At 45.4% G+C, this 20,475-nt stretch carries 23 protein-coding genes; 3 read left to right on the forward strand and 20 right to left on the reverse strand.

Features of this window, described 5'->3' with window-relative positions; genetic code table 11:
• Positions 1 to 78: 78 nt before the first annotated feature.
• The 5 genes from KNO85_RS07450 to KNO85_RS07470 form a co-directional block, all read right to left on the reverse strand.
• Entirely contained in the window at positions 79 to 810 is a 732-nt protein-coding gene (locus tag KNO85_RS07450) for a 3D domain-containing protein (protein ID WP_251130594.1), read from the reverse strand.
• A gap of 238 nt (positions 811 to 1,048) precedes the next feature.
• Positions 1,049 to 1,501 carry a GDYXXLXY domain-containing protein gene (locus tag KNO85_RS07455; RefSeq protein WP_214788525.1) on the reverse strand — a complete coding sequence of 151 codons (453 nt, stop codon included), beginning with the start codon at positions 1,499 to 1,501 and terminating at the stop codon, positions 1,049 to 1,051.
• On the reverse strand, positions 1,498 to 2,682 hold the full coding sequence (locus tag KNO85_RS07460; RefSeq protein WP_214788528.1) for a DUF2157 domain-containing protein: 1,185 nt from the start codon (positions 2,680 to 2,682) through the stop codon (positions 1,498 to 1,500). Before KNO85_RS07460 ends, KNO85_RS07455 begins: the two co-directional genes overlap by 4 nt.
• A gap of 17 nt (positions 2,683 to 2,699) precedes the next feature.
• Positions 2,700 to 2,900 (reverse strand): DUF2187 family protein, encoded by a 201-nt coding sequence (locus KNO85_RS07465; RefSeq protein ID WP_214788531.1) that lies wholly within the window; start codon positions 2,898 to 2,900, stop codon positions 2,700 to 2,702.
• A gap of 40 nt (positions 2,901 to 2,940) precedes the next feature.
• Complete coding sequence (locus KNO85_RS07470; RefSeq protein WP_260569815.1) at positions 2,941 to 3,564, reverse strand: NUDIX hydrolase; 624 nt, start codon at positions 3,562 to 3,564, stop codon at positions 2,941 to 2,943.
• 112 nt (positions 3,565 to 3,676) lie between these two features.
• On the opposite strand from KNO85_RS07470, the gene KNO85_RS07475 reads away from it, so the two are divergent.
• Entirely contained in the window at positions 3,677 to 5,215 is a 1,539-nt protein-coding gene (locus tag KNO85_RS07475; RefSeq protein ID WP_214788537.1) for an FAD-dependent monooxygenase, read from the forward strand.
• Positions 5,216 to 5,265: 50 nt separating this feature from the next.
• On the opposite strand, the gene KNO85_RS07480 is transcribed toward KNO85_RS07475, so the two are convergent.
• Entirely contained in the window at positions 5,266 to 5,517 is a 252-nt protein-coding gene (locus tag KNO85_RS07480; RefSeq protein WP_214788540.1) for a hypothetical protein, read from the reverse strand.
• 96 nt (positions 5,518 to 5,613) lie between these two features.
• Here KNO85_RS07480 and KNO85_RS07485 point away from each other — a divergent pair, with 96 nt between their 5' ends.
• On the forward strand, positions 5,614 to 5,901 hold the full coding sequence (locus KNO85_RS07485; RefSeq protein ID WP_214788543.1) for a hypothetical protein: 288 nt from the start codon (positions 5,614 to 5,616) through the stop codon (positions 5,899 to 5,901).
• Between the two features lie 34 nt (positions 5,902 to 5,935).
• Here the strand turns inward: KNO85_RS07485 and KNO85_RS07490 are convergent, their stop codons facing one another.
• The 8 genes from KNO85_RS07490 to recU form a co-directional block, all read right to left on the reverse strand.
• Positions 5,936 to 6,511: an NERD domain-containing protein gene (locus KNO85_RS07490; protein ID WP_214788546.1), complete on the reverse strand. Its 576-nt coding sequence runs from the start codon at positions 6,509 to 6,511 to the stop codon at positions 5,936 to 5,938.
• A gap of 19 nt (positions 6,512 to 6,530) precedes the next feature.
• On the reverse strand, positions 6,531 to 6,827 hold the full coding sequence (gpsB, locus tag KNO85_RS07495) for a cell division regulator GpsB (protein WP_214788549.1): 297 nt from the start codon (positions 6,825 to 6,827) through the stop codon (positions 6,531 to 6,533).
• A 4-nt stretch (positions 6,828 to 6,831) separates the two neighbouring features.
• Positions 6,832 to 7,377 carry an SLOG family protein gene (locus tag KNO85_RS07500; protein WP_214788552.1) on the reverse strand — a complete coding sequence of 182 codons (546 nt, stop codon included), beginning with the start codon at positions 7,375 to 7,377 and terminating at the stop codon, positions 6,832 to 6,834.
• Positions 7,374 to 8,537 (reverse strand): ribonuclease H-like domain-containing protein, encoded by a 1,164-nt coding sequence (locus KNO85_RS07505; protein WP_214788556.1) that lies wholly within the window; start codon positions 8,535 to 8,537, stop codon positions 7,374 to 7,376. The genes KNO85_RS07500 and KNO85_RS07505 overlap by 4 nt, the downstream gene beginning before the upstream one ends.
• Positions 8,534 to 10,783 (reverse strand): DEAD/DEAH box helicase, encoded by a 2,250-nt coding sequence (locus tag KNO85_RS07510; protein ID WP_214788559.1) that lies wholly within the window; start codon positions 10,781 to 10,783, stop codon positions 8,534 to 8,536. Before KNO85_RS07510 ends, KNO85_RS07505 begins: the two co-directional genes overlap by 4 nt.
• A 17-nt stretch (positions 10,784 to 10,800) precedes the next feature.
• The gene (locus KNO85_RS07515) at positions 10,801 to 11,361 is read right to left on the reverse strand and encodes a hypothetical protein (protein WP_214788562.1); all 561 of its coding nucleotides are present in this window, start codon (positions 11,359 to 11,361) and stop codon (positions 10,801 to 10,803) included.
• Positions 11,362 to 11,441: 80 nt separating this feature from the next.
• The gene (locus tag KNO85_RS07520; RefSeq protein ID WP_214788565.1) at positions 11,442 to 14,030 is read right to left on the reverse strand and encodes a transglycosylase domain-containing protein; all 2,589 of its coding nucleotides are present in this window, start codon (positions 14,028 to 14,030) and stop codon (positions 11,442 to 11,444) included.
• A 20-nt stretch (positions 14,031 to 14,050) separates the two neighbouring features.
• Positions 14,051 to 14,677: a Holliday junction resolvase RecU gene (recU, locus tag KNO85_RS07525; protein ID WP_214788568.1), complete on the reverse strand. Its 627-nt coding sequence runs from the start codon at positions 14,675 to 14,677 to the stop codon at positions 14,051 to 14,053.
• A gap of 356 nt (positions 14,678 to 15,033) precedes the next feature.
• Here recU and KNO85_RS07530 point away from each other — a divergent pair, with 356 nt between their 5' ends.
• Positions 15,034 to 15,885, forward strand: a complete 852-nt coding sequence (locus tag KNO85_RS07530) for a DUF3800 domain-containing protein (protein ID WP_251126025.1) — start codon at positions 15,034 to 15,036, stop codon at positions 15,883 to 15,885.
• Positions 15,886 to 15,923: 38 nt separating this feature from the next.
• Here the strand turns inward: KNO85_RS07530 and nth are convergent, their stop codons facing one another.
• From nth to KNO85_RS07560, 6 genes are all read right to left on the reverse strand, one after another.
• The gene (gene nth / locus KNO85_RS07535; RefSeq protein WP_214788574.1) at positions 15,924 to 16,583 is read right to left on the reverse strand and encodes an endonuclease III; all 660 of its coding nucleotides are present in this window, start codon (positions 16,581 to 16,583) and stop codon (positions 15,924 to 15,926) included.
• Entirely contained in the window at positions 16,583 to 17,167 is a 585-nt protein-coding gene (locus KNO85_RS07540) for a DnaD domain-containing protein (protein ID WP_214788576.1), read from the reverse strand. Before KNO85_RS07540 ends, nth begins: the two co-directional genes overlap by 1 nt.
• 62 nt (positions 17,168 to 17,229) lie before the next feature.
• Positions 17,230 to 18,531, reverse strand: a complete 1,302-nt coding sequence (gene asnS / locus KNO85_RS07545) for an asparagine--tRNA ligase (protein ID WP_214788579.1) — start codon at positions 18,529 to 18,531, stop codon at positions 17,230 to 17,232.
• 20 nt (positions 18,532 to 18,551) lie between these two features.
• Entirely contained in the window at positions 18,552 to 19,739 is a 1,188-nt protein-coding gene (locus KNO85_RS07550; protein WP_214788582.1) for a pyridoxal phosphate-dependent aminotransferase, read from the reverse strand.
• 20 nt (positions 19,740 to 19,759) lie between these two features.
• Positions 19,760 to 20,215: a hypothetical protein gene (locus KNO85_RS07555; RefSeq protein WP_251130595.1), complete on the reverse strand. Its 456-nt coding sequence runs from the start codon at positions 20,213 to 20,215 to the stop codon at positions 19,760 to 19,762.
• Between the two features lie 26 nt (positions 20,216 to 20,241).
• Positions 20,242 to 20,427, reverse strand: a complete 186-nt coding sequence (locus tag KNO85_RS07560; protein WP_015881492.1) for a YpmA family protein — start codon at positions 20,425 to 20,427, stop codon at positions 20,242 to 20,244.
• Positions 20,428 to 20,475 lie beyond the last annotated feature (48 nt).

Consider the following 20,475-nt stretch of genomic DNA (forward strand, 5'->3'; position numbering starts at 1 on the left):
TGGAAATTCAAATAGTATTTTGCCCGTTTCTCTACTTTGTTAAACAAAAAAAGGCTCTCCTATTGGAGAACCTGACCATTAGTAAAGCGTTACTTTGATGTGACGACGCCCCCATTGAATCGCGTCCTGTTTAGAATCGACGAGTAAATCGACGATATGTCCTTTGATTCTTCCACCTGTATCAAGGGCAATCGCATCACCGACACCTTGGATATGGACTTTAGAACCTAATGGAATGACGGCAGGGTCAACAGCGATGATTCGCATCCCGTTATAATAAATCGAATCAGTCACGTCATGACCAGTTGCTGTTAAGACACGACCACCATATGCCTTGTTATCAGCGATATCATTTGAATATGCAGTCGATTCGACTGTAATGACTTTTTTACCCGCTGACGTAGACACCGGTGTCGCCGTAGTCTTTTTATTCGAAGAAGCCGCTGCCTTTTTTGCTGCCGCACGTTCTGCTTCTTTACGCGCTTCTTCAGCTTTTCGTTCTGCTTCAAGTTTAGCAAGTCTTTCCTTTTCTGCTTTCTCTTTCTCTGCAGCAATACGTTCTGCTTCGAGACGCTTCTCTTCAGCGATGCGTTTCTCTTCAGCGATGCGTTTTTCTTCGGCAATTTTCTTTTGACGGGCGATTTCTTTCTGTCGTTCTTCTTCAATCGCTTGTCGTTCTAATTCAATTGGATTTTGTACAATTTTCTGTTCTGTCCCGATTCCGATCTGTGCAGCATCTGCTTGACCAACGAATGTGAACATCCCAATCATTGCGGTTCCAAATAACATCATATATTTAATCAATTTCATCGTAGTAAGGTCATCACCTTTCTCGTTATGTAACGAACAGATGTTAATTTACCACGACACCTTACATTGGAGTAGCCGTTTCAACGAAGTGAAATATTCCTGACATATGACGTAAAAAGTGGTTACAGATTGTAACAATTGCGAAAAACGTTGCTATTACTAGGTTTCACAAAAAAATTACAGAATCGTTACAATAAATCATGTAACAAACCTGTAATCTTCCTGTCATGTGTTTTATTTATTCAATTGGCTTTAAATCATGCAATCTGAGCATCCCCCACGGTGCAACATCGACTTGGACCGTGAAAGATTTTTCCCCTTCCACCCTGTCTACTTCATCTTGAGGGACACGATACGACCCCATTTCTTCTATATAAAGATTGCGGTCATAGTAGTTCGCCCGTACTCCTCCGAAAAACGGTTTTGACTCGACTCGGTCGATGACGGCAAATCCATCTTCTCCTTGCTCGAACGAAACGTAAACCGTCCCCGTCTCAACATTTTGACGTCCTTCGAATTCGTCATATTCCAGATAGATAGAGTCTCCAAAATACGGGTCATACGGTTCATACGAAGTACCTTTGAACGTGTATGTCTCCCCTACCCACGAGATGGCAAAGACAAGAATGACAAACAGGACGGCAATCATGACTTGGACGGCCGGAATGACCCACGTGGACAATCGTTTCATGTCGTCACATCCCTTCTCGTACGATTACGCCACCATAGTCCGAGTGACAATGCGAAGACGATGAGCGCACCGATCAAGAAGAAGAGAGAGATATCCAGACGGTCCCATACATAAATGAAATAAATCGTCATCTGGACAACTAGGAAATAGATAAAGGCGAAGATGGTTGGTTGTCTCATCATGTCTTGACGGACGAGGTATGCCAATGCAATCACTTCAATCAATACCGCCAGAAGTACACCTGAATCCTCGAATAATGCAAATGGAATGACTGCGAGCAAACTCACCCACAATAGATCGTTTCGGCGATGAATCAAATAGACGGCGACGAGTGCGATGGATAGGAGGGTCGCTTCTAGTATCGAAGGTGGTCTTTGCGAGAGCCAGCTTTCCGTGACATTCACTAAATAGCCAATGGAAAGCACGGCTGCGACAAATAAATAGGCAGCTTGCCAAGCAGCCCGCTTACGATAAATCAGAAGTAACGCATGTAAAATGACGAGTGACCAAAGTGGCCATAGTCTTCCTTCATAGTCCACATATTGACCAAAGATATTGAGAATACCGTAAAAGGTGAGCCATGCGAACGTCCGATCCAATGATTCCTCCACAAAATGGAACCATACCCATGTCACGACGAGTGCAAATCCAATCAACGTCAACCCTATACCTTCGAAACTGTTCGTGACGGCCATGAATGCAGTGATAGCGGAGATAATCGAAAAAATGACGTGCTCATACATGATTCTGTGCAAAACGGCCATCGTGAAGAGGATCCAAAACAGAAACGTCAATTGCCCGGATAGATTATACGTGGTAAAGATGACCGCCATGGTCGCTACAAAAAAGACAAATCCTAATACGCGTAATAAAGTGACGTACCTCGGCGTTTTCAAGCGGACCCGCTCGGCAAAGACATAAAATCCAACCATAAAAATAAGAAATAACCCAATCTTTAAGAGGTCAGGAATCGCCTGCCAATTGGCTGCAACGAAGCTAAATAGGCTGAGTGCCAGTAAAATCGAGCCGACAATGACTAAAACAGGCGGCTTGTGATCATGTCGCTCACTAGCCGCCCGTTGTGTATGTTCATAGTCGACTAGTCTTTTACCCGTCGCTTCATCTAACAAACCCGCCTCTTGCCATTCACGTACTTTTTTGTCAATGGACACCTGAATCATCCCTTTCAGAAAAAAGGTCAGCTGGCGCGTTCAATCAATTCCAAATCTGATTTTAATAAAACTTGTTTTTCAAACTCGAGCCCAAGTTGTTGAAACTCTTCCATGATCGAAACGTCTCCGATCACAGTATTGGTCAGTACGGCGGTCACTTCTGCGACCCATCCTTCACGAGTCGACTTCACGATATCACCTACGAGGAATTCTTCAGACACACCCATTCACTTCCAATCTAAATTTGTTTCTATCATTATAACGAAATTATGTCGGTTTGAATACGTTTTCTTTTATGCGTTGAATAAATTGTGTCAAAAATTTTCCAGTAAGTCCCCAAATGATATAGTCTTCATGTTCGTAGAAAGGTTCTCTCATTTTAATTACCCGTTTTTTGTACGCTTTAGCATTCGCCAATCGATCTAATGGGATATTTTGATCCGGGTTCATCGTCCACTCCATCTCTCCATGAAACGGGTCAATCATGAGCAATGTAGAGACCGGTACCGTAAACAAGTGATCGACCTCATCCGTTTCTTTCACACTTGGTAATTCCGATAAGATTCCGACAAATGGATAAATCAATTGTCGATGGGGTGTGGCGAGCGGCCTCAATTTGCCAATGACTTCAATTTGAGTTGACGCAATCTCGAGCTCCTCACACGTTTCTCGCACCGCCGCTTCGACAGGTGTCTCTCCTTTTTCAAGTCGACCTCCTGGAAAAGAAATCTCCCCGGGTTGCTGCCGCATCGTATGGGCACGTACTTCAAAGACGACATGCCATTCCTTCTCTATTTCAACGAGCGGAATTAATACCGCCGCTGTCTGTTCGTAATCTTCTTCCATTGTAAAGCTATTTCGAATTTGATTTTCATTGATCCATGGCTGCACACCGTTCACTCACCTTCCATCATCGAATATCTTATACCGTTCTATACCCCACTTTTCGTTTAATCGCTGCCAATGTCGGAAATATCATTATTAATGATAGGAGTTGATCACTTTGGACGAACAAGTGGATGTACTAATCGTCGGAGCCGGACCGACCGGCCTGACGCTCGGCCTCACCTTAGCCAGATATGGCGTTTCATTTCAAATCATCGACCGAAAGACGACCCCGTCGGATAATTCTCGGGCCATCGGGATACAGCCGCGGACAATCGAAGTGTTCTCTCGCTTAGATGTCGCCCAAGAAGTGCTCGAGCGGGCCCGTACGATTGAACGGGGAAATCTCTATTTCTCAGGTCAATGGACGGCAAAGCTAGAGTTTTCAAAGCTTGTCACTCCGTATCCTTTCGTGACACTACTGCGACAAAATGAAACAGAAGAAATTTTAGAACGCGCCCTACACAAACATGGTCACGCAGTGAAGCGCGGCGAATCACTCTCGTCGATCACCCAATATCCATCACGTACGATTGCTCATTTGACTGCTGCAGATGGAACCCAGCGTTCAGTCGAAGCCAAATATGTCGTCGCCGCTGATGGTGCGAACAGTTCTATCCGTCGAATGCTCGCCCTCCCTTTCAGTGGGAAGTCGTTTAAAGAGGCATGGGTGTTAGCGGATTTGAAAGCAGATTGGCCCATTTCTCGCGAAGAGGTGCATATTTTCTTCTCGGATCAAGGGGTGCTAGAAGTATTTCCACTCACAGATGAAACAATCCGGATTACGGGAAACTTACGAACCGATGAATCATTCGTGGAATCGGACCTTCAACAATTTGTTGAACAACGTAGTCACATGCCTGTTCACATCCACGATGTCGAGTGGTTCTCAATTTTTCGCGTTCATAATCGGATGGTCGATACGTTTATCCATAATCGCATCATTCTAATGGGCGATGCGGCTCATATCAATTCTCCGGTCGGTGGACAAGGAATGAACACTGGGATTGCGGATGCATTCAACTTAGGTTGGAAGCTATGGCTCCATTTGAAGACGGGTGCTCCACACCAAGTCGTCTCGACGTATCGGGATGAACGCGAGCACGTTGCAAAGAATGTCCTACAGACGACGAATATCGCGACCGTGATGCTTCAAACGACCCTTCCGATGCTGTTACCGTTCCAAGCCATCGGAGCTGACGTCTTCACACGAGTCAATCTCGTTAATCAAAAGATAACGGAACGCATCTCGCAACTTCATCTGTCCTATCCGAAAGCATTGCGTATGCCATTTCGACGAGTTGCCGAAGGAAAGATTTTTCCTGAGACAGAGATTTTGCGAACCGATGACGGCTTTCGGACGAAGATTTCGGAGATTGCAGATGGACGCTTCCAAGTGCTCGTGTTCGACGATGGCAAACGTGATTTGACAGCGATTTATGAATTCTTAAATCAGCATCATCCATTCATTCAAACCATTACATTGTCGAAGACGAGTCGTCCATTTTTCGACCAAGGAAATGAACTTGCCAAGTCACTATTTATGAAACGCGGTATATTAGTCATACGTCCAGACGGCTATTTATTGCATCTGCAACATCATGTCCGTCTAAAACCTTTACAGGACAAGTTAGCCGTCTGGCTTCCGCAAACATAAGCGTGTATAAATGGAGAGCCTCACCACATTGGTGAAGCTCTCCATGTCATTTATTCTTCAACATTTACATATAGAATACCTGGTTTTGAAAGCGTCAAATCGTAGAACGCTTCGAACGCCTCGATATCCTCGAGCTTACGAAAATCAATTTTGTCTGTCTCTTCATTCGGGATGGCGACGATGATGCCTTCTTCTGTCGATTTAATCATACCGGTTTGACCGTTATGAATTCGAATGTAGAGTACTTGCTCGTCTTCGAGGAGCGAGATTGCCTCTCGTCTCGATTGAATCGGTTTTTTCATAAAATCCCCCTCTTTTCCATTTTAGTATAACGTTCACTTCATATTGCTTTCAACTCGCCACACCATTAAACTTGTGTAAAGAAGGGGTTGAATGCGTTGGAAACATTATTCATCATTGTACTCGCCATCTTGTTCGTCATTTTGGTCACGATTCGTACGATTCGCAACTTAAAATGGGTTCGCTTCGGTGAAGCGTTTGGGAAGCAAGGCGAGGAACTATTAGGTGATTATCATTACCTGACAGAACAGGGAATCACCTGTCGGATTGAACAAGGACTTCCGACCGGAAAGTTGTTAAAACCGCTCGCAAAAAATTTAGACGACCGTGTCGCATTGTTCGTCCATCGAGATGATGCTGCAAAAGCTAAAGAACTATTAAAATAAGCAGAAGGCCAAATACAATCATTTGGCCTTCTGCTTATTTATGTACTTGTCTTTCAGAACAGTAGTAGGCGATTTGTTTAACAAGCGGCTCCGTCAACATCTCAAGATTGGTTTTGCTGATGACCTGATCGACCAACTTGAAAGAGTCGCCACAATTGGCCTTAATCCGTTTAAGCTTCAACTGTTCCGTCTCTGGGAAGATTAAAAACGAATAAACCGGAATCGCTTGTCCACACTCTTTTTTCAGTCGTGAACGTACTTGTTTGGTCATTCGCTCTAACTCCGTGACAGGATGTGGATAGACGTGTTTCCATCCCATAGACGTCTCTGTCCGACACTCGCGGTTCGTCAAATGGACAGGGGCTGGAGTTCGATTTAATTGAATCAAAAATACTCCTTTAGGTCCAACGAGCACGTAATGAACGAGATCGTCCCCAAACTCGACTTGTTCAATCATCATCCAATCAAAACGACAAGTGTGTCTGATGTTTTCGACGAGACGATCCGTATAGCATGTCGGTGCTTTCATCACTTCTTCTTTCGGACGAAACAGCTTTCTTGTCTGTTGTTTAACGGGTTGTTTCTCAGTAGCCGTTAACACTTGTAACATTCACTCCACCCCCTATTCCTTATTCGCTTGGTCCCACTTGCTTTCCGAAGACTGCTTTTTCGAGATTTGAAATGCGACGCAACATATCATAATTAGATGCGACAGGCTGCGCTGGCTTGACTGGTTCCGCTGCAGGTGATGATTCGCGACGCAATGAATCATTTTCCGTTTGGAGACGATCGATCTCTTTTGCCATCTTCTCATAATCGCGAATGACCACATCTAAGAATTGATCGACTTCTTCTTGTGAATACCCTCGTAATGCTGTTTTAAATTCTTGTTTATAAATTGCTTCTGCCGTTAGTTCGGTTTGCATCGTATCACTCCCATTGTTGTTCCCATTGTTTTTCTTCCTCAATGACACGTAAATCTTCCTGATTAATCAAAAAGACTTCCATATTCGGCTTTCGCCGTGCCCCTTCTACTAGAAAACGGGGACTTCCTTCCGTTTCTTCGTCATACAAGGTAATCAATCCTTCTGCTTTGTCTAAAAAGAATGCAGTTTTTGCGCGTAGTTGACTTGGATCCTCATACGGACGTTGCGTCAACGGTTCGAAGAAGTCGGCTTCGAGTTGCAGTTGCACAAATAATTCTTGCTCGAACGGTTTATAGCGTTCGTCCATATTTAAGAACGGAGGAAATACCGCAATTTTAATCGGATAAGTTTCTCTTAACTCTAACAATACTTGTCCGGCCCATAATTCACAACCGTTCGTTCCACTAAAGATGAACCATTCAGCGCCAAGTTCGATGACTTCAAGAATTTTTTTACGATAAGCTTCTTGAATGATTTCAATTCCGGGATGATCCGCTTTGAAAATTCCAAGTTCATGAGGACGATATCCTGTGATGGCTACAACTTTCATGATCTCTTCCTTTCTAGACGGGCACGGCGATGTTCTAGCTCGGCCTTTTCTCGATTGATTGTTTGACGCAACACTGTACGTTTTTGTTCAAGGAGCTCCATCGCTCGTTCCGTATAATCAATCGCGAGTGCCACATCCTTCTGCTTGTGCTCTGCATATTTGGCGAGTTCAACATAGCCCTCGATCGTATGCAATGATTCGAATAACGGAATTGCTTGCTCCATACGTCCCGTTCGCTTCAATAGCATTGCTTGCCGCATGACGGCTCGCTTCGAAGGACTCGAAAGCTGTTCAAACGCTTCGAGCGCCCGTTCCTGTTCGCCAAGGTCATGCAACCAATGCGCACGCTCTTCTCCGAAATCTATTTGTGGAGTCGTGACAAGTTGACTAAGTCTTGTGTAGAGGGAGACAAGACTTAAACAATCTGCATGATGGTGTTCGAGGACCGGCATGAGAATCTCCGGGTTCCGTTCTTTGACGTACTGGAAATAATGCATCGGTGCTAAAAATCCAGGAAGGTCATCTGTTCGGCCATGACCGAAATACGTTTCGACAGCTTTAAGTGACACCGATTCTAATCTCGGTTTCAACAATCGCCTCGCGGCATGTAATAAATCGACATGACCGACGGAAGGCAACGCTTTGACCCGAGATTTGACGAACGTATGTCTCGTCTTGATTTGCGGCCAGTCGAAGGACTTCCCGTTATAGGTGACGAAACGTACCTCGTCTCCGATATCTTGCAAGAAATGATAGTAAAAGGCGGTCTCAAACGCAGGGTGCGGCAAGACATATTGAATCATTTCTAAGTGTTCCGCTTGAATTCTCGCAAACCCGATTAAAAAAATCGATGTGCCAGATCCACGTAGCCCGGTCGTCTCTGTATCCATGAAAAGCACTTGTTCTGGTTCTAAGTCGACCGCGAAAAACGGATGTTCAGTCTTCCGCATCATTCGACTTGCGTCTCCGAAGGCATAGTCGTGATAAATCTCATCTAGTGGATAAGTCTTTCGGATTCGAACACACCACTCCTCTTCGAACGTTAAAATGTCCCCACCCTGCTCAATCCACTTCTGCTGCTCCACTTCGTCGGGAGACGCCGTGCGTACTGGTTCGACAGGTTCTTTCGTTTTTATTAATCTAGATAATTTTGCTTTCATAACGATCCTTTCAATGCTTGTAACTGACGAATGACTTGCTGTTTGAAGTCCCCGTATCCGACCATACCGACACAGCGAGGACATCCGCTCTCACACGGACAGTCTGATACTGTCCGTTCTGCTGCTTCAAGTACCATATCTGCATCTTTATAAAGCGCCTCACTGAGACCGATGCCACCAGGATAGCGGTCATATAAATAGACGGTCGGTTTATTCGTATGAGTCGACTTCATTTGAATGGTCGTAAATAAATCGAGCGTATCACACATGAGATAGAGCGGTGCGAGTCGTCTGAACAAGTCACTGACCGCCTCAAGTTGATCTTCGAGATCTGCCTCCGAGTATGCATAACGTTCGTCTAATGTGAACCACGTCGCCGTCGTATGCAATTCTCGCTCTGGGAGATGAATCGGACCTGACCCGATGTTCTCATGTGTTCCAAATTTAATTTTTTTAAAAAGGGTGGCCATCGCAATGACGGATACTTCGCCAAACGTTTTTGCACCATCCGTCTTGTTTTCTTCGAGCACTTTCAATTCCACAGCCAAATTCGCATCCGTATAGTAGTCGACATCGACACGACGGACGAACGCCTTTTTCTCTTCGAAGTCTAACTTTTCGACTTGATATTGTTCGGCACCATGCAAATAGATTGCTTCATCATGTAATAAGGTCATCGCACTAAACGTATCCATTTCACCAATCACTTGATGTTTTGCAGTTTGGTCGACGATGACTACATTCTCTTGGTCGCTTGTTCGAAGAGAGATGTCATGCGCCGGGAATGAATCCGTCATCCAATAGTATTTATTCGCTCGTTCGTGTAGCACTTGCGCATCGGTCAGGAACTCTAAAATATCCTCTGTGTCGATCGTTCCAAATCGCTCCCCTTTTTGAAACGGTAATTCGAATGCGGCGCACTTCATATGGTCTACTAAAATAATCAAGTTATTCGGGTCAAGGCGAGCAGCTTCCGGCGAACGATCTAAAATCATATCAGGTTGTTCGACGACGAGCTGGTCGAGAGAGGACGAAGACGCAACGAATACGACGAGTGACTCGGAATGACGACGACCTGCACGTCCAGCTTGTTGCCAAAGTGAGGCGACGGTTCCGGGGTAGCCATTGAGAACGCATGCTTGTAACTGCCCGATATCCACGCCGAGTTCTAACGCATTCGTTGAGACGACTGCTTTAATTTCACCATTCCGTAACCGTCGTTCAATTTCGCGGCGTTCCGATGGAAGATAACCCCCTCGATACCCGACAATCGACTTCGGTCCAAGCTCTCGTCGTGTCAGCTCTTGCAAATATGTTAAAAGCACCTCGACGCGGACACGCGATCGTGCGAATACAATCGTTTGAATGTTTGCTTCGACGAGCTTCGATGCGATACGTTTCGTCTCGAGTGTTGCACTTCTACGAATTCCAAGTGCTTCATTGACGACAGGGGGATTGTAAAAGACGAGATGCTTCTTCCCTTGAGGTGCCCCGTTCCGGTCGATTAACACGACTTCCTCTTCCGTCAACAATTCAGCGAGTTCACGTGGATTCGCAATCGTCGCGGAAGTCATGATCCATTTCGGATGACTTCCATAATAGGCGCAAATCCGCTTCAATCGACGAAATACGTTTGCGACGTGGCTACCAAACACACCACGGTACGTGTGCAACTCATCGACGACGATATACTCTAAATTTTCAAATAGACGAATCCATTTCGTGTGGTGCGGTAAAATTCCCGAATGGAGCATATCCGGATTGGTGATGACGATATTTCCCGCATCCCTGACTTTTGTTCGCGCGGCGGGAGACGTATCCCCATCATACGTAAAGCATCGCAAATTCCCCTCGAGTGCCTCGACCATCTCCATCAAATCACTATTTTGATCTTGCGCGAGTGCTTTTGTCGGGTAAAGATAAAGCGCACGTGCTGTTGGTTTTTCAATCATCTTTGAAAGTACCGGTAAGTTATAGCACAGTGTTTTTCCTGATGCGGTCGGCGTCACTATGACAGTCGAGTGACCGGCTGCCGTTTGTTTCACAGCTTCAGCCTGGTGCGTATACAGCTGTTCGATTCCCCGGCTCTTCAAGACGTTCGTCAATTGTTTCGGTACTTGCTCTGGAATGGGTGCATATTGTGCCGGACGTGCATCGACTGTATGCCAGTGGCGGACGTTTTTGGCAAAGCTGGCGTCTTCTTTTAATTCTTGAATCATTTCTTCGACGGAGCGTGATTTTCGCATCAGTTCACCTTCTCTTTTTATGAGTTCGAAGGTGCAAGTTCCACTACGGTTTGCCGGATCGATTGAATCCGTTCATCTCGTATCACTCTCGATACAGCGGGCATTTTCAAAATGGTCATGTTTTGAAACGTTGTGGCGACATGCGCATTCTCTTCTTCAAGGCGGATCAGCGCGTCTGAAAACAGACGTTGTGTCGATCGACCGAATAAGACAATGGTATGTAGCTTCGTACATTTCGAATGAACCGCTAATAGATGCTTGGCGTAGCGTTGCACCGTTTTATAATAATCTTCGTCTGTCGATAAGGTTTGACGATTGCCACGAAGTAAATTCGGATAGTAGGATTCCTCACCCGTGAACATCGTTTCGACACCGATTCGTTTTAAGTAAGCATGTCCAATCGCTTCAGCGACGGTTTGATCATGGATGAGACGACCAAGTGGAATCGACTCTTTTAACAGCAGATGGGAAAGCTTTAATCCGAGATGTCCACTGAGCGGTACGCCGAAATCGTCGTCTTGCAGTCGATCCATAACAAATAACACTTTCATCTTGCGCTTTAAAGAGAGTTGAACCATGTGTCACCATCCTGTTCCCTTTCTTTTCATTATAACAAAGTCATACGAAAAACAGGGCGCACAATGTCGCCCTGCCTTTCTTAGTTATTTCCGTTATTCGAATTGCCGTTCCCACGTTCCGTGTTTGGCGATTCATCATTGGATTGACCTTCTAACGGAGCACCTGAATCGTCTCCATCCGTCGGTTGGTCTGTTCCTTCATCAGTGGCCGGCTCATCCGGATTTTGTTCGTCTGTCGTACCTTCACCGTTTCCATTGTCGGTTTCGTTACCATTGCCGTTATTATCCTCATTGCCGTTATTTTCATCTGATGGGTTGTCTGCGCTATTTTCTTCTCCAGAAGGATTTTCTTCTTCCTTCGGTTCTTCTTTCGGTTCAATCGAGTAGCTTGCTTGCGCTGGTGCTGATTGCTGTTCACCCGTCAATGGGTTCGTCGCTTTGGCAACGATGGTGAATGTCGTGTCCCCTTCAGCCAAGTTTGCAATATCGACACTCGTCTCTCCCGTCGTACCGACGACTTTTTCACCGCCATCCGCCGACTGTTGCGTCACAGTGAACGAGATGTCTGAGTAGCCGTCTGCTTTTGCACCATCAAAATCGTATGACCATGAGACAGAACCGGCTTGTGAATCTTCATCATAGTTGACGCTTGCGCTCGTTGGAGCGGCAAGTTTCTCAGGTTGAAGATCTTTTGGTTTTGTCCCCTTGACATATAGTTCCTTGCCGAGAGACAAGACAGAATCTGGACGCTCGAAACGATCAGGTTGCCCCGTCGCGTTCGTCACCTGTTGCATCATATACTCGAAATAGTATTGGGCGTAGTTCGGTTTATTATTACTTTCTTTATTAACTTTACCTGTCCATACTGAAATCGAGTAATCGGTTGAATACCCTGTAAACCATTTGAATTGTTCGTTGTTCGTTGTTCCCGTTTTACCAGCTACATCCCATGGGAATGCACCTGGTTCATACGTTCCACCTTCGGCACTTACAACATCACGCAACATGTCTGTCAACATGTAGGCCGTATAGTCTTCCATCGCCTGCTTCGCCTTGACTGGCGAGTTGATACTAGAACCGTCATTAAATTCAATTTTTTGAATCAAGTGTGGTTTTGTATACATCCCGTCTGCACCGAGTGCAGCATAAGCTGCCGCCATCTGAGTCGTGCTTGCTTCAGCAGTACCAAGTGCATTTGACTCATTTAATTGATCGCCCGAATATGAAGGTTCGATTCCAACATTTTTTACAAACGACTCAATTGCCTCTTGACCGTACTCATCCCGCACTTCTTGGAATGCTCGAACTGCAGGCGTGTTCGCTGAAATCTTCAAATATTGACGCATCGTGTTCATACCGCGATAACCGTCGTAGTAGTTCCTTGGTTTTCCTTCTGGAAATGCTGCATCAAGTAACATTTTTCCTGTTGACCATTGTCCATTTTCAATACCTGGTCCATAGTCAAAGAATGGTTTTGCCGTAGATCCAATCTGATATTTTTCATTTGAATAATCAATATAATATTTATCATCTTGCTTCGCCTGTTGACTATCGATGATGGCAACAATTTCACCCGTCTTCGTATTCAGCACGGTTGCACCCATACGAAGTTCATCTGATGGAAAGGCACCATTAGGAATGTTTACATTATCAGACTTAATGTCACTATTAAACTTTGTGTGAAGTTCTTTATTGATTGACGTGTATACTTTCAAACCTGTGCCATAGATGTCTGATTGTTCAAGACCATAATCTTCCTCAAGCTCTGCTTGGACACGTGAATAAATCGCACGTGTGAACGCCTCTTCTTCCGTCTCTTCACCTGGTGAGATGACGTCAGCGATGGCAACATCAAGCGCTGCGTTATACTGTTCTTCCGAAATGTGACCGTCTCGTTTCATCGCAGACAATACTTGTTCTTGACGGTAACGCGTCAATTCTTGGTCACCGTTGATGGGGTCATATGCGCTAGGACGTTGCGGAAGACCTGCAAGGATTGCTGCCTCCTGGTAGTTGACCTCAGAGACCGGCTTGTTGAAGTAGCGTTTTGATGCGGTTTGTACACCGTATCCACCACTACCATAGTAGTTTTTATTTAAATACATCTCCAAAATCTGTTCTTTCGTATACTCACGTTCAAGTTTGAGCGCGAGCCACTGCTCTTGAAGCTTACGCTTCAACTTCTTATCCGTTGAAAGAAACGATTGTTTCACCAACTGCTGCGTGATGGTCGATCCACCTTCTGCACCGAAACCGTCAGTCAAGTTGGCCACGACCGCGCCACCGATTCGACGTAAGTCGATTCCGTTGTGTTCATAAAAACGACGGTCCTCGATTGAAACGACCGCTTGTTGCATCACTTCTGAAATATCGTCAATGGAGACGTATTCCCGAATTTGACCGGCTCCTTCGAGCGGTTCGCCTTCAGCCGAGATCAGCTGAATCGGATACGTATCGACGAGTTTTTCTTCGTCAAGCTCTGGTGCCGTCGCAATTGCATATACGGTATATGCCCCGAATGCGATGACTGCTGCAATAAATAACATGAAACCTAATAAAAAGATGCGTTTCCACATCGGCTTCTTACTCTTATTCTTTGGTTGTTTCCCAGTTTTTTTGCGTTTATTCGTCGTCGAATCTTGTCGACGTGCGATCCTACTTCGCTCCATTCATAGTTCACTCCTTCTATTCAATCGAGCCATTGATCGAGCACCGTCAAATAATCAATCGACGGTAAGGCTCTCGTCGGCACTTCAATCGCTTCCTCTTCAATAAAGCGAAGTGGAATCGATTTACGTCCCGTCATTCGTTGTTCCCACCACTGAACGAGTTGTTCGGTGGTCAATACATATTGCGTATTATAGCGACTAAAGCGGATGATGACAAAACAAATCCCTCCGTGACGTTCGCACTCACGCATATGTTCAATTTGGTGTTCATGGAAATTGCCAAGCGGAAACGACGTCTTATTATTCGTTTCTTTCGCTTCAAAGTCAATGTACTTGCCGCGATACACCCCGTTATAGTCGGTCGTGGATGCCTGTTTGAAATAAGCTTCCGTCACTTTGGCGGCACTCCGCTTCGGATAGTCGACTTTGACGATTTGTAACGGTGTCGGTTTCTTATGAATGACGGCCCGTTGATGAATCCGATAAAATTCATTCGTTTCATTCAACAACGTCTCCAAATTCATTCCGCGATTCGCATAGGTTGGAGAATTCGATCGTTCCTTCGAAATTCCTTCCCCCTTTTCTATCTTTGTCACTTTTGCTTTCTTACCGTTTGGATAATGGAACAATGTCGTCACCCCATACATACATATTAACAGGTCGGTCCACTCGTTCCTTCCGTCTCAGGTCTGATTGTCGACTTCTGTCGGTCGACACTTATGTGGATTTACCGCAACACATATCGTACCAAACTCCCGTATGTTAAACTAGTATGAAAGCGATTGTGTATCCAAATTGAAAAGCTCTCGTTATGTATGACCCGATTGTTTTTTTATGATAATAGCACCTATAGTGTTTATCCAAGATGACACATCGATAAACCTAATTGATGTCATTCTTTAAAAAGTGTGCAATTTCTGTGCAATAGATTGACCGAATCACCATTTGGAAATAAAATAGGATGCTTAAAGACGTTACTGTTAAGCCGTTTTGGAGGGATTGGATGGAAAGTGGAAAGAAGTATGTCATGTTCGTGGACGAGACTGGTACACCGAAAGGCAATACACAGTTCAATTTGACTGGTGTGTTGATGGAGTACAAGTATTCAATCGACGCGGATGAAACCGGATTACCTTGTGAGTTGAAGCGCCGTCTTCATGCGTTTAAGAGAGACGTTTTTAAAACCGAGCAAATTCCGCTACATTTGAAAGAAATTTTAAAGGCGGAACATCCATACGGTAAAGAAGACGGCATCACAATCGACATGTTGCGTGATTTTTGGGATAAACTACCTGACTTTTTGCGGGGAATTGATTGTACCATCGTCAGTGTCGAAGTCGATAAGCAAAAACTACATGACTTTTATTCGACGCCAAAAGATCCGTACGTCGTCGCTTTCGCCCACCTGATGAAGTCCTTCTATGCGTTCTTAGAGGAAACAGAGGCGGTCAGTGCACGCGTCGTCCTCGAATCAAGAGATGATTATCAAAACCTACTCATCCAAAAAGCATTTTTCGATATTTTCAATTCTGGTACGGTCCACCTCGATGTCGAAAAGAGTCGTCAAAAAATTAAAGGCTTCATTTTCTCTGAGAAGCAGAACACGATGTATCAATCTGGATTAGAAATCGCAGACCTCGTCTGCCTCCCACTGTCACGCGTTCGTCGTGGTGTGATTGAAGTAAAACCACGGTTCGTCCATTATGGGGACGAGAACCGAATCTTCAAAGCAATCAAGGACAAAATTTACATTCGTAAAGAAAGTCCGGACCAAGACTTCCGCAACTGGGGCTTCAAAAAAGTACCAATCACGAAAAAGCGTCGTGAGTGGAGCGACCATCCTTGGAACCATTAAACCAAAAATGCATCGACACAAAACGTGTCGATGCATTTTTACGTAGTGACTTTCGTCGATTTCATTCGTTTCTTGCCTTCACGGCACATATGAAGAAGCGGGCACGTCTCACAGGCAGGTCGCTGCGCTTTACAATGATAGCGTCCAAAGAAGATAAATTGATGGTGGAGCTGCGACCATTCATCGCGTGGGAACTTCTTCATCAACGTATCCTCGACTTGGCGAACGTTATCTTTCCAACGACAAATGCCAAGACGTTTTGACACGCGCTCGACGTGAGTATCCACGGCAAAAGCGGGTTCATGGAACGCGACCGACAAGACAACGTTGGCCGTTTTGCGACCGACGCCTGGAAGGGCCTCTAATGACGCCCGGTCTGACGGCACAATCCCGTCGTGCTCGTTCACGATTTTCTCAGAGAGCGCCTTCACGTTCTTCGCTTTATTACGGTATAGGCCAATCCGCTTGATCAATGCCTCGATTTCCGAAACGTCTGCGGCAGCCATCGCTTCAACTGTCGGGAAGGCTTCAAATAGACCTGGTGTCACTTTATTGACAAGAGCATCTGTCGCTTGCGCGGAAAGCGCCACGGCGACCACTAATTCGAATGGATTTTGATGGGTCAACTCACAATGCGCATCCGGGAACATTTGCTTCATCGTGTCCGACACTTCTTGTAACTGAAGTTTCGTCAACATCACTTGTTCCTCCGTTGATATTCCACGACATCTTCAAGCGTCTCGACTTGATGGCCCTGCCAGACGCGTAAGATTTTGTCCATATATTTAAAGTTTCGAACATTCCGTAGTTTTGCTTCGCGCAAAGCCGCCATGATCAACTCTTCGCTGAAGTTATCTTCCGTCATCCATCCAACGATTTGTTCAATCTCAAATGGGGTAATTGTCCCGAATTCTCGTTCAAATGTATGAATGATATTTTCATTCAACGTCTGTTGCGGTGCGATTTTCTCTTCTCCTTGTAACGCTTCAAACAGTGGCAATAGGCTGTATCGCTCGCTATTACTCGAAGCGTCAATGGCAATCAATTCTTTTTGCAACAGGCCGAGCAGCACAGATCGTGCCTCATTCTCTGAAATATTCAATCGTTTCCCTAATTCGCTCGGGAGCGGCATGACGATGCCTTCCCCAGTCATTTCAAGTAGATGGACGATGAGACTGAATTCGACAGGTGACAAGTCGAGTCGTCTAGCATCAGTGAACAGTTTTCGCGGAATGACGACCGGACTTTGCTCGAATAATTGAATCAATTGATGTGCATCCATGTCGCACTTCCTTTCTAAGACACATTAATCGGGGAGGACATGACGTCTTCCCCGATTAATCGTTAAGGGTGGATTCGGTTTAATAAACGTGGGAACGGGATTGCTTCACGGATGTGCTCGATTCCACTGATCCATGCAACCGTACGCTCCAGTCCGAGCCCGAAACCAGAGTGTGGGACCGAACCGTATTGACGAAGTTCGAGATACCAATCGTATGCATCGGTTTCGTCAAGACCTTCTTTGATGATTTCTTCTTTTAGACGTTCATAGTCGTCTTCACGTTGCGACCCCCCGATGATCTCGCCATACCCTTCTGGTGCAATCAAATCTGCACACAGTACGAGCTCTGGGTTTTCAGGGTCCACTTTCATATAGAACGGTTTGATTTCTTTTGGCCAGTGTGTGATGAAGACCGGTTGATCGTGCGCGTTCGCGATCGCCGTCTCATGTGGTGCACCGAAATCGTCGCCGTATTCGATATCATCGAATCCTTCAGATTTCAAGAATTTGATTGCATCTTCATAACGGACACGTGGGAATGGTGCCTTCACTTGCGCCAACTTTTCTAGGTCACGTCCAAGGAATTCAAGTTCATTCTTACAGTTCTCAAGGGCTGACTGTGCGATGTATGAAACATATTGCTCTTGAATTTCTAGGTTCATATCGTGATCGAAGAACGCCATCTCTGGCTCGATCATCCAGAACTCGATCAAGTGACGACGCGTTTTTGACTTCTCTGCACGGAAAGTCGGTCCGAACGAGAATACTTTACCGAGTGCCATCGCAGCGGCTTCCATGTACAATTGGCCCGTCTGGGAGAGGTAAGCAGATTGACCGAAGTAGTCTGTCTCGAACAACTCTGTCGTACCTTCTGGTGCACTGCTTGTCAGGATTGGTGGATCGATTTTGACGAATCCTTCTTTGTTAAAGAATTCATATGTCGCACGAATAATTTCGTTACGAACTTTCATAATCGCGTGTTGACGACGTGAACGGAGCCATAAGTGCCGGTTGTCCATCAAGAATTCCGTTCCATGCTCTTTTGGTGTGATTGGATAATCCACTGATTCCGCAATCACTTCTAAATCAGTAACTTCTAATTCAAACCCAAGTGGTGTACGTCCACCATCTGATTTGACGTTACCTGTCACCCAGACAGAAGTTTCTTGTGTCACACCTTTGGCGAGGGTGAACAATTCTTCAGAAACGTCCGCCTTCACAACGACGGCTTGTGCAAATCCGCTACCATCACGTAATTGGAGGAACGCAATTTTCCCGCTCGAACGTTTGTTGGCAATCCAAGCGCCGACGCGGACTGTTTGTCCTTCATAATCTTTAAACTGGTTAATTGAAATTGTTGTCATATTCATTTCCATCCTTTCGCTTATCGAGTGCGCTTCGTAATGAAGTCTTCTACTCGATCGAGCGCTTCTAATACGCGTTTTAATTCTGTTGCATATGATAATCGTACGTAGTCTTCCTGTCCAAATCCAGAACCTGGAACGAGTGCCACGTTCGCCTCTTCAAGTACTGCCTCGCACCAAGCATCGACTGTGTCGTATCCGCTCTCGGTCGCGGCAACTTTCGCATTGGCATATAAGTAAAATGCGCCTTGTGGCTTCAAGCAAGTGATTCCTGGAATTTGTTCGAGACGATTATAGACGATATCGAGTCGCTCTTCGAACGACTGACGCATCATATCCACATCATCTTGTGGTCCATTGTATGCCTCGACTGCTGCCGCCTGAGCGACAGATGTCGGGTTTGATGTCGAGTGAGAAGCTAAGTTTGTCATCGCACTAATAATTGTCGCATCACCAACGGCATACCCGATTCGCCATCCTGTCATCGCATGGGACTTCGAGACCCCATTGATGATCACTGTACGTTCACGCATGTTTGGTAGAGTCGCAATCGATACGAATTCTGCGTCCCCATAAATCAACTTCTCATAAATTTCATCGCTCACGACGAGAAGGTTATGTCGAAGAACGACATCGGCGAGTGCCTGTAGCTCTTCTTTCGTGTAAATCATTCCCGTCGGATTTGAAGGGCTGTTCAAAATGACTGCCTTCGTCCGGTCCGTGATCGCATGTTCGAGTAATTCTGGTGTCAATTTGAATGATGTGTCTTCATTGGTATCGACATATACAGGCTCTCCATCCGCAAGTTTAATTTGCTCTGGATAACTGACCCAGTATGGTGTCGGGACGATGACTTCGTCACCCTCATCTAAAATTGCTTGGAATAAAGCGTATAAAGCATGTTTTGCACCAGAAGCGACCATCACTTCATTACGCTCAAACGTTAACTGACTATCCCGCTTCGTTTTTTCGATGATGGCATCCTTCAACGCGACTGTCCCGCCCGAAGGTGTATATTTTGTATCGCCATCACGAGCCGCTTGGCATGCAGCATCGATGATTCGTTCTGGTGTATTGAAATCAGGCTCACCTGCCCCGAGTCCAATCACATCTTTTCCTGATGCCTTTAGTGCTTTTGCTTTAGCCGTAATCGCTAATGTTGTCGATGGCGTGAGTTGCTTTACTCGTTTCGCTAATAGATGTTCCATCATGATCCCCCTCTAATTCGTCACATTTGATCGGTCAATTGGACGCGTCGAATATACTCTCCAGTCTGTAACGTGTAATACGAATACGTATAAGATGCATCTGCCTTTGTGACTACTTCAATAAGCGCTCTCTCGTCGAAGCCATACTTACAACTGACTAGTTGTCCGCCTGTCTCCTCGACTGAACGAGCGCAGACATCATTCGCATTTACTTCACCGATTTCACGCTGCTCAATCTCTAGTTTGTCATTCAATGGCACGAACCAGATAGAGTCGCCGTCCGCTTCCGGGAAAACAACATATGCCTCTGTCCCATTGAACAGCTCGCCTTGCCCCACTTGTAGGTTTGGCGATTCCTCATTCAATCGTGTCGTTGCTTCCTCGATGAGTTGCTCTTTTTGATTTTCTGTATGTCCAATCGTGAATCGATACATCACGCTAAAGACAAGGACGACACCAATTAGTGCCGTCAGCAATGAGACGATCCATTTTGTTTTTCTGGTCATTCTGTACGATAGATGGTGAAGACCATCTCTTCCTTCTTCGGATCATTCACTTTTTTCTCAAGCGAAAGGCCGAACATCAAATCTTGACTTTTTAACGTCCGATTCAATAAATCGACAATCTTATAAACATCCGCAGTCGGTTCGATGCGTACACTCGCAAGCGTCTCAATATTCGAATTCATGTTGACTCCTCCTCCAAAACACTATACGTATCATTATAAAACGATAAC

The sequence above is a fragment of the Exiguobacterium sp. s124 genome, assembly GCF_018617485.1.
Taxonomy (GTDB): domain Bacteria; phylum Bacillota; class Bacilli; order Exiguobacteriales; family Exiguobacteriaceae; genus Exiguobacterium; species Exiguobacterium aestuarii.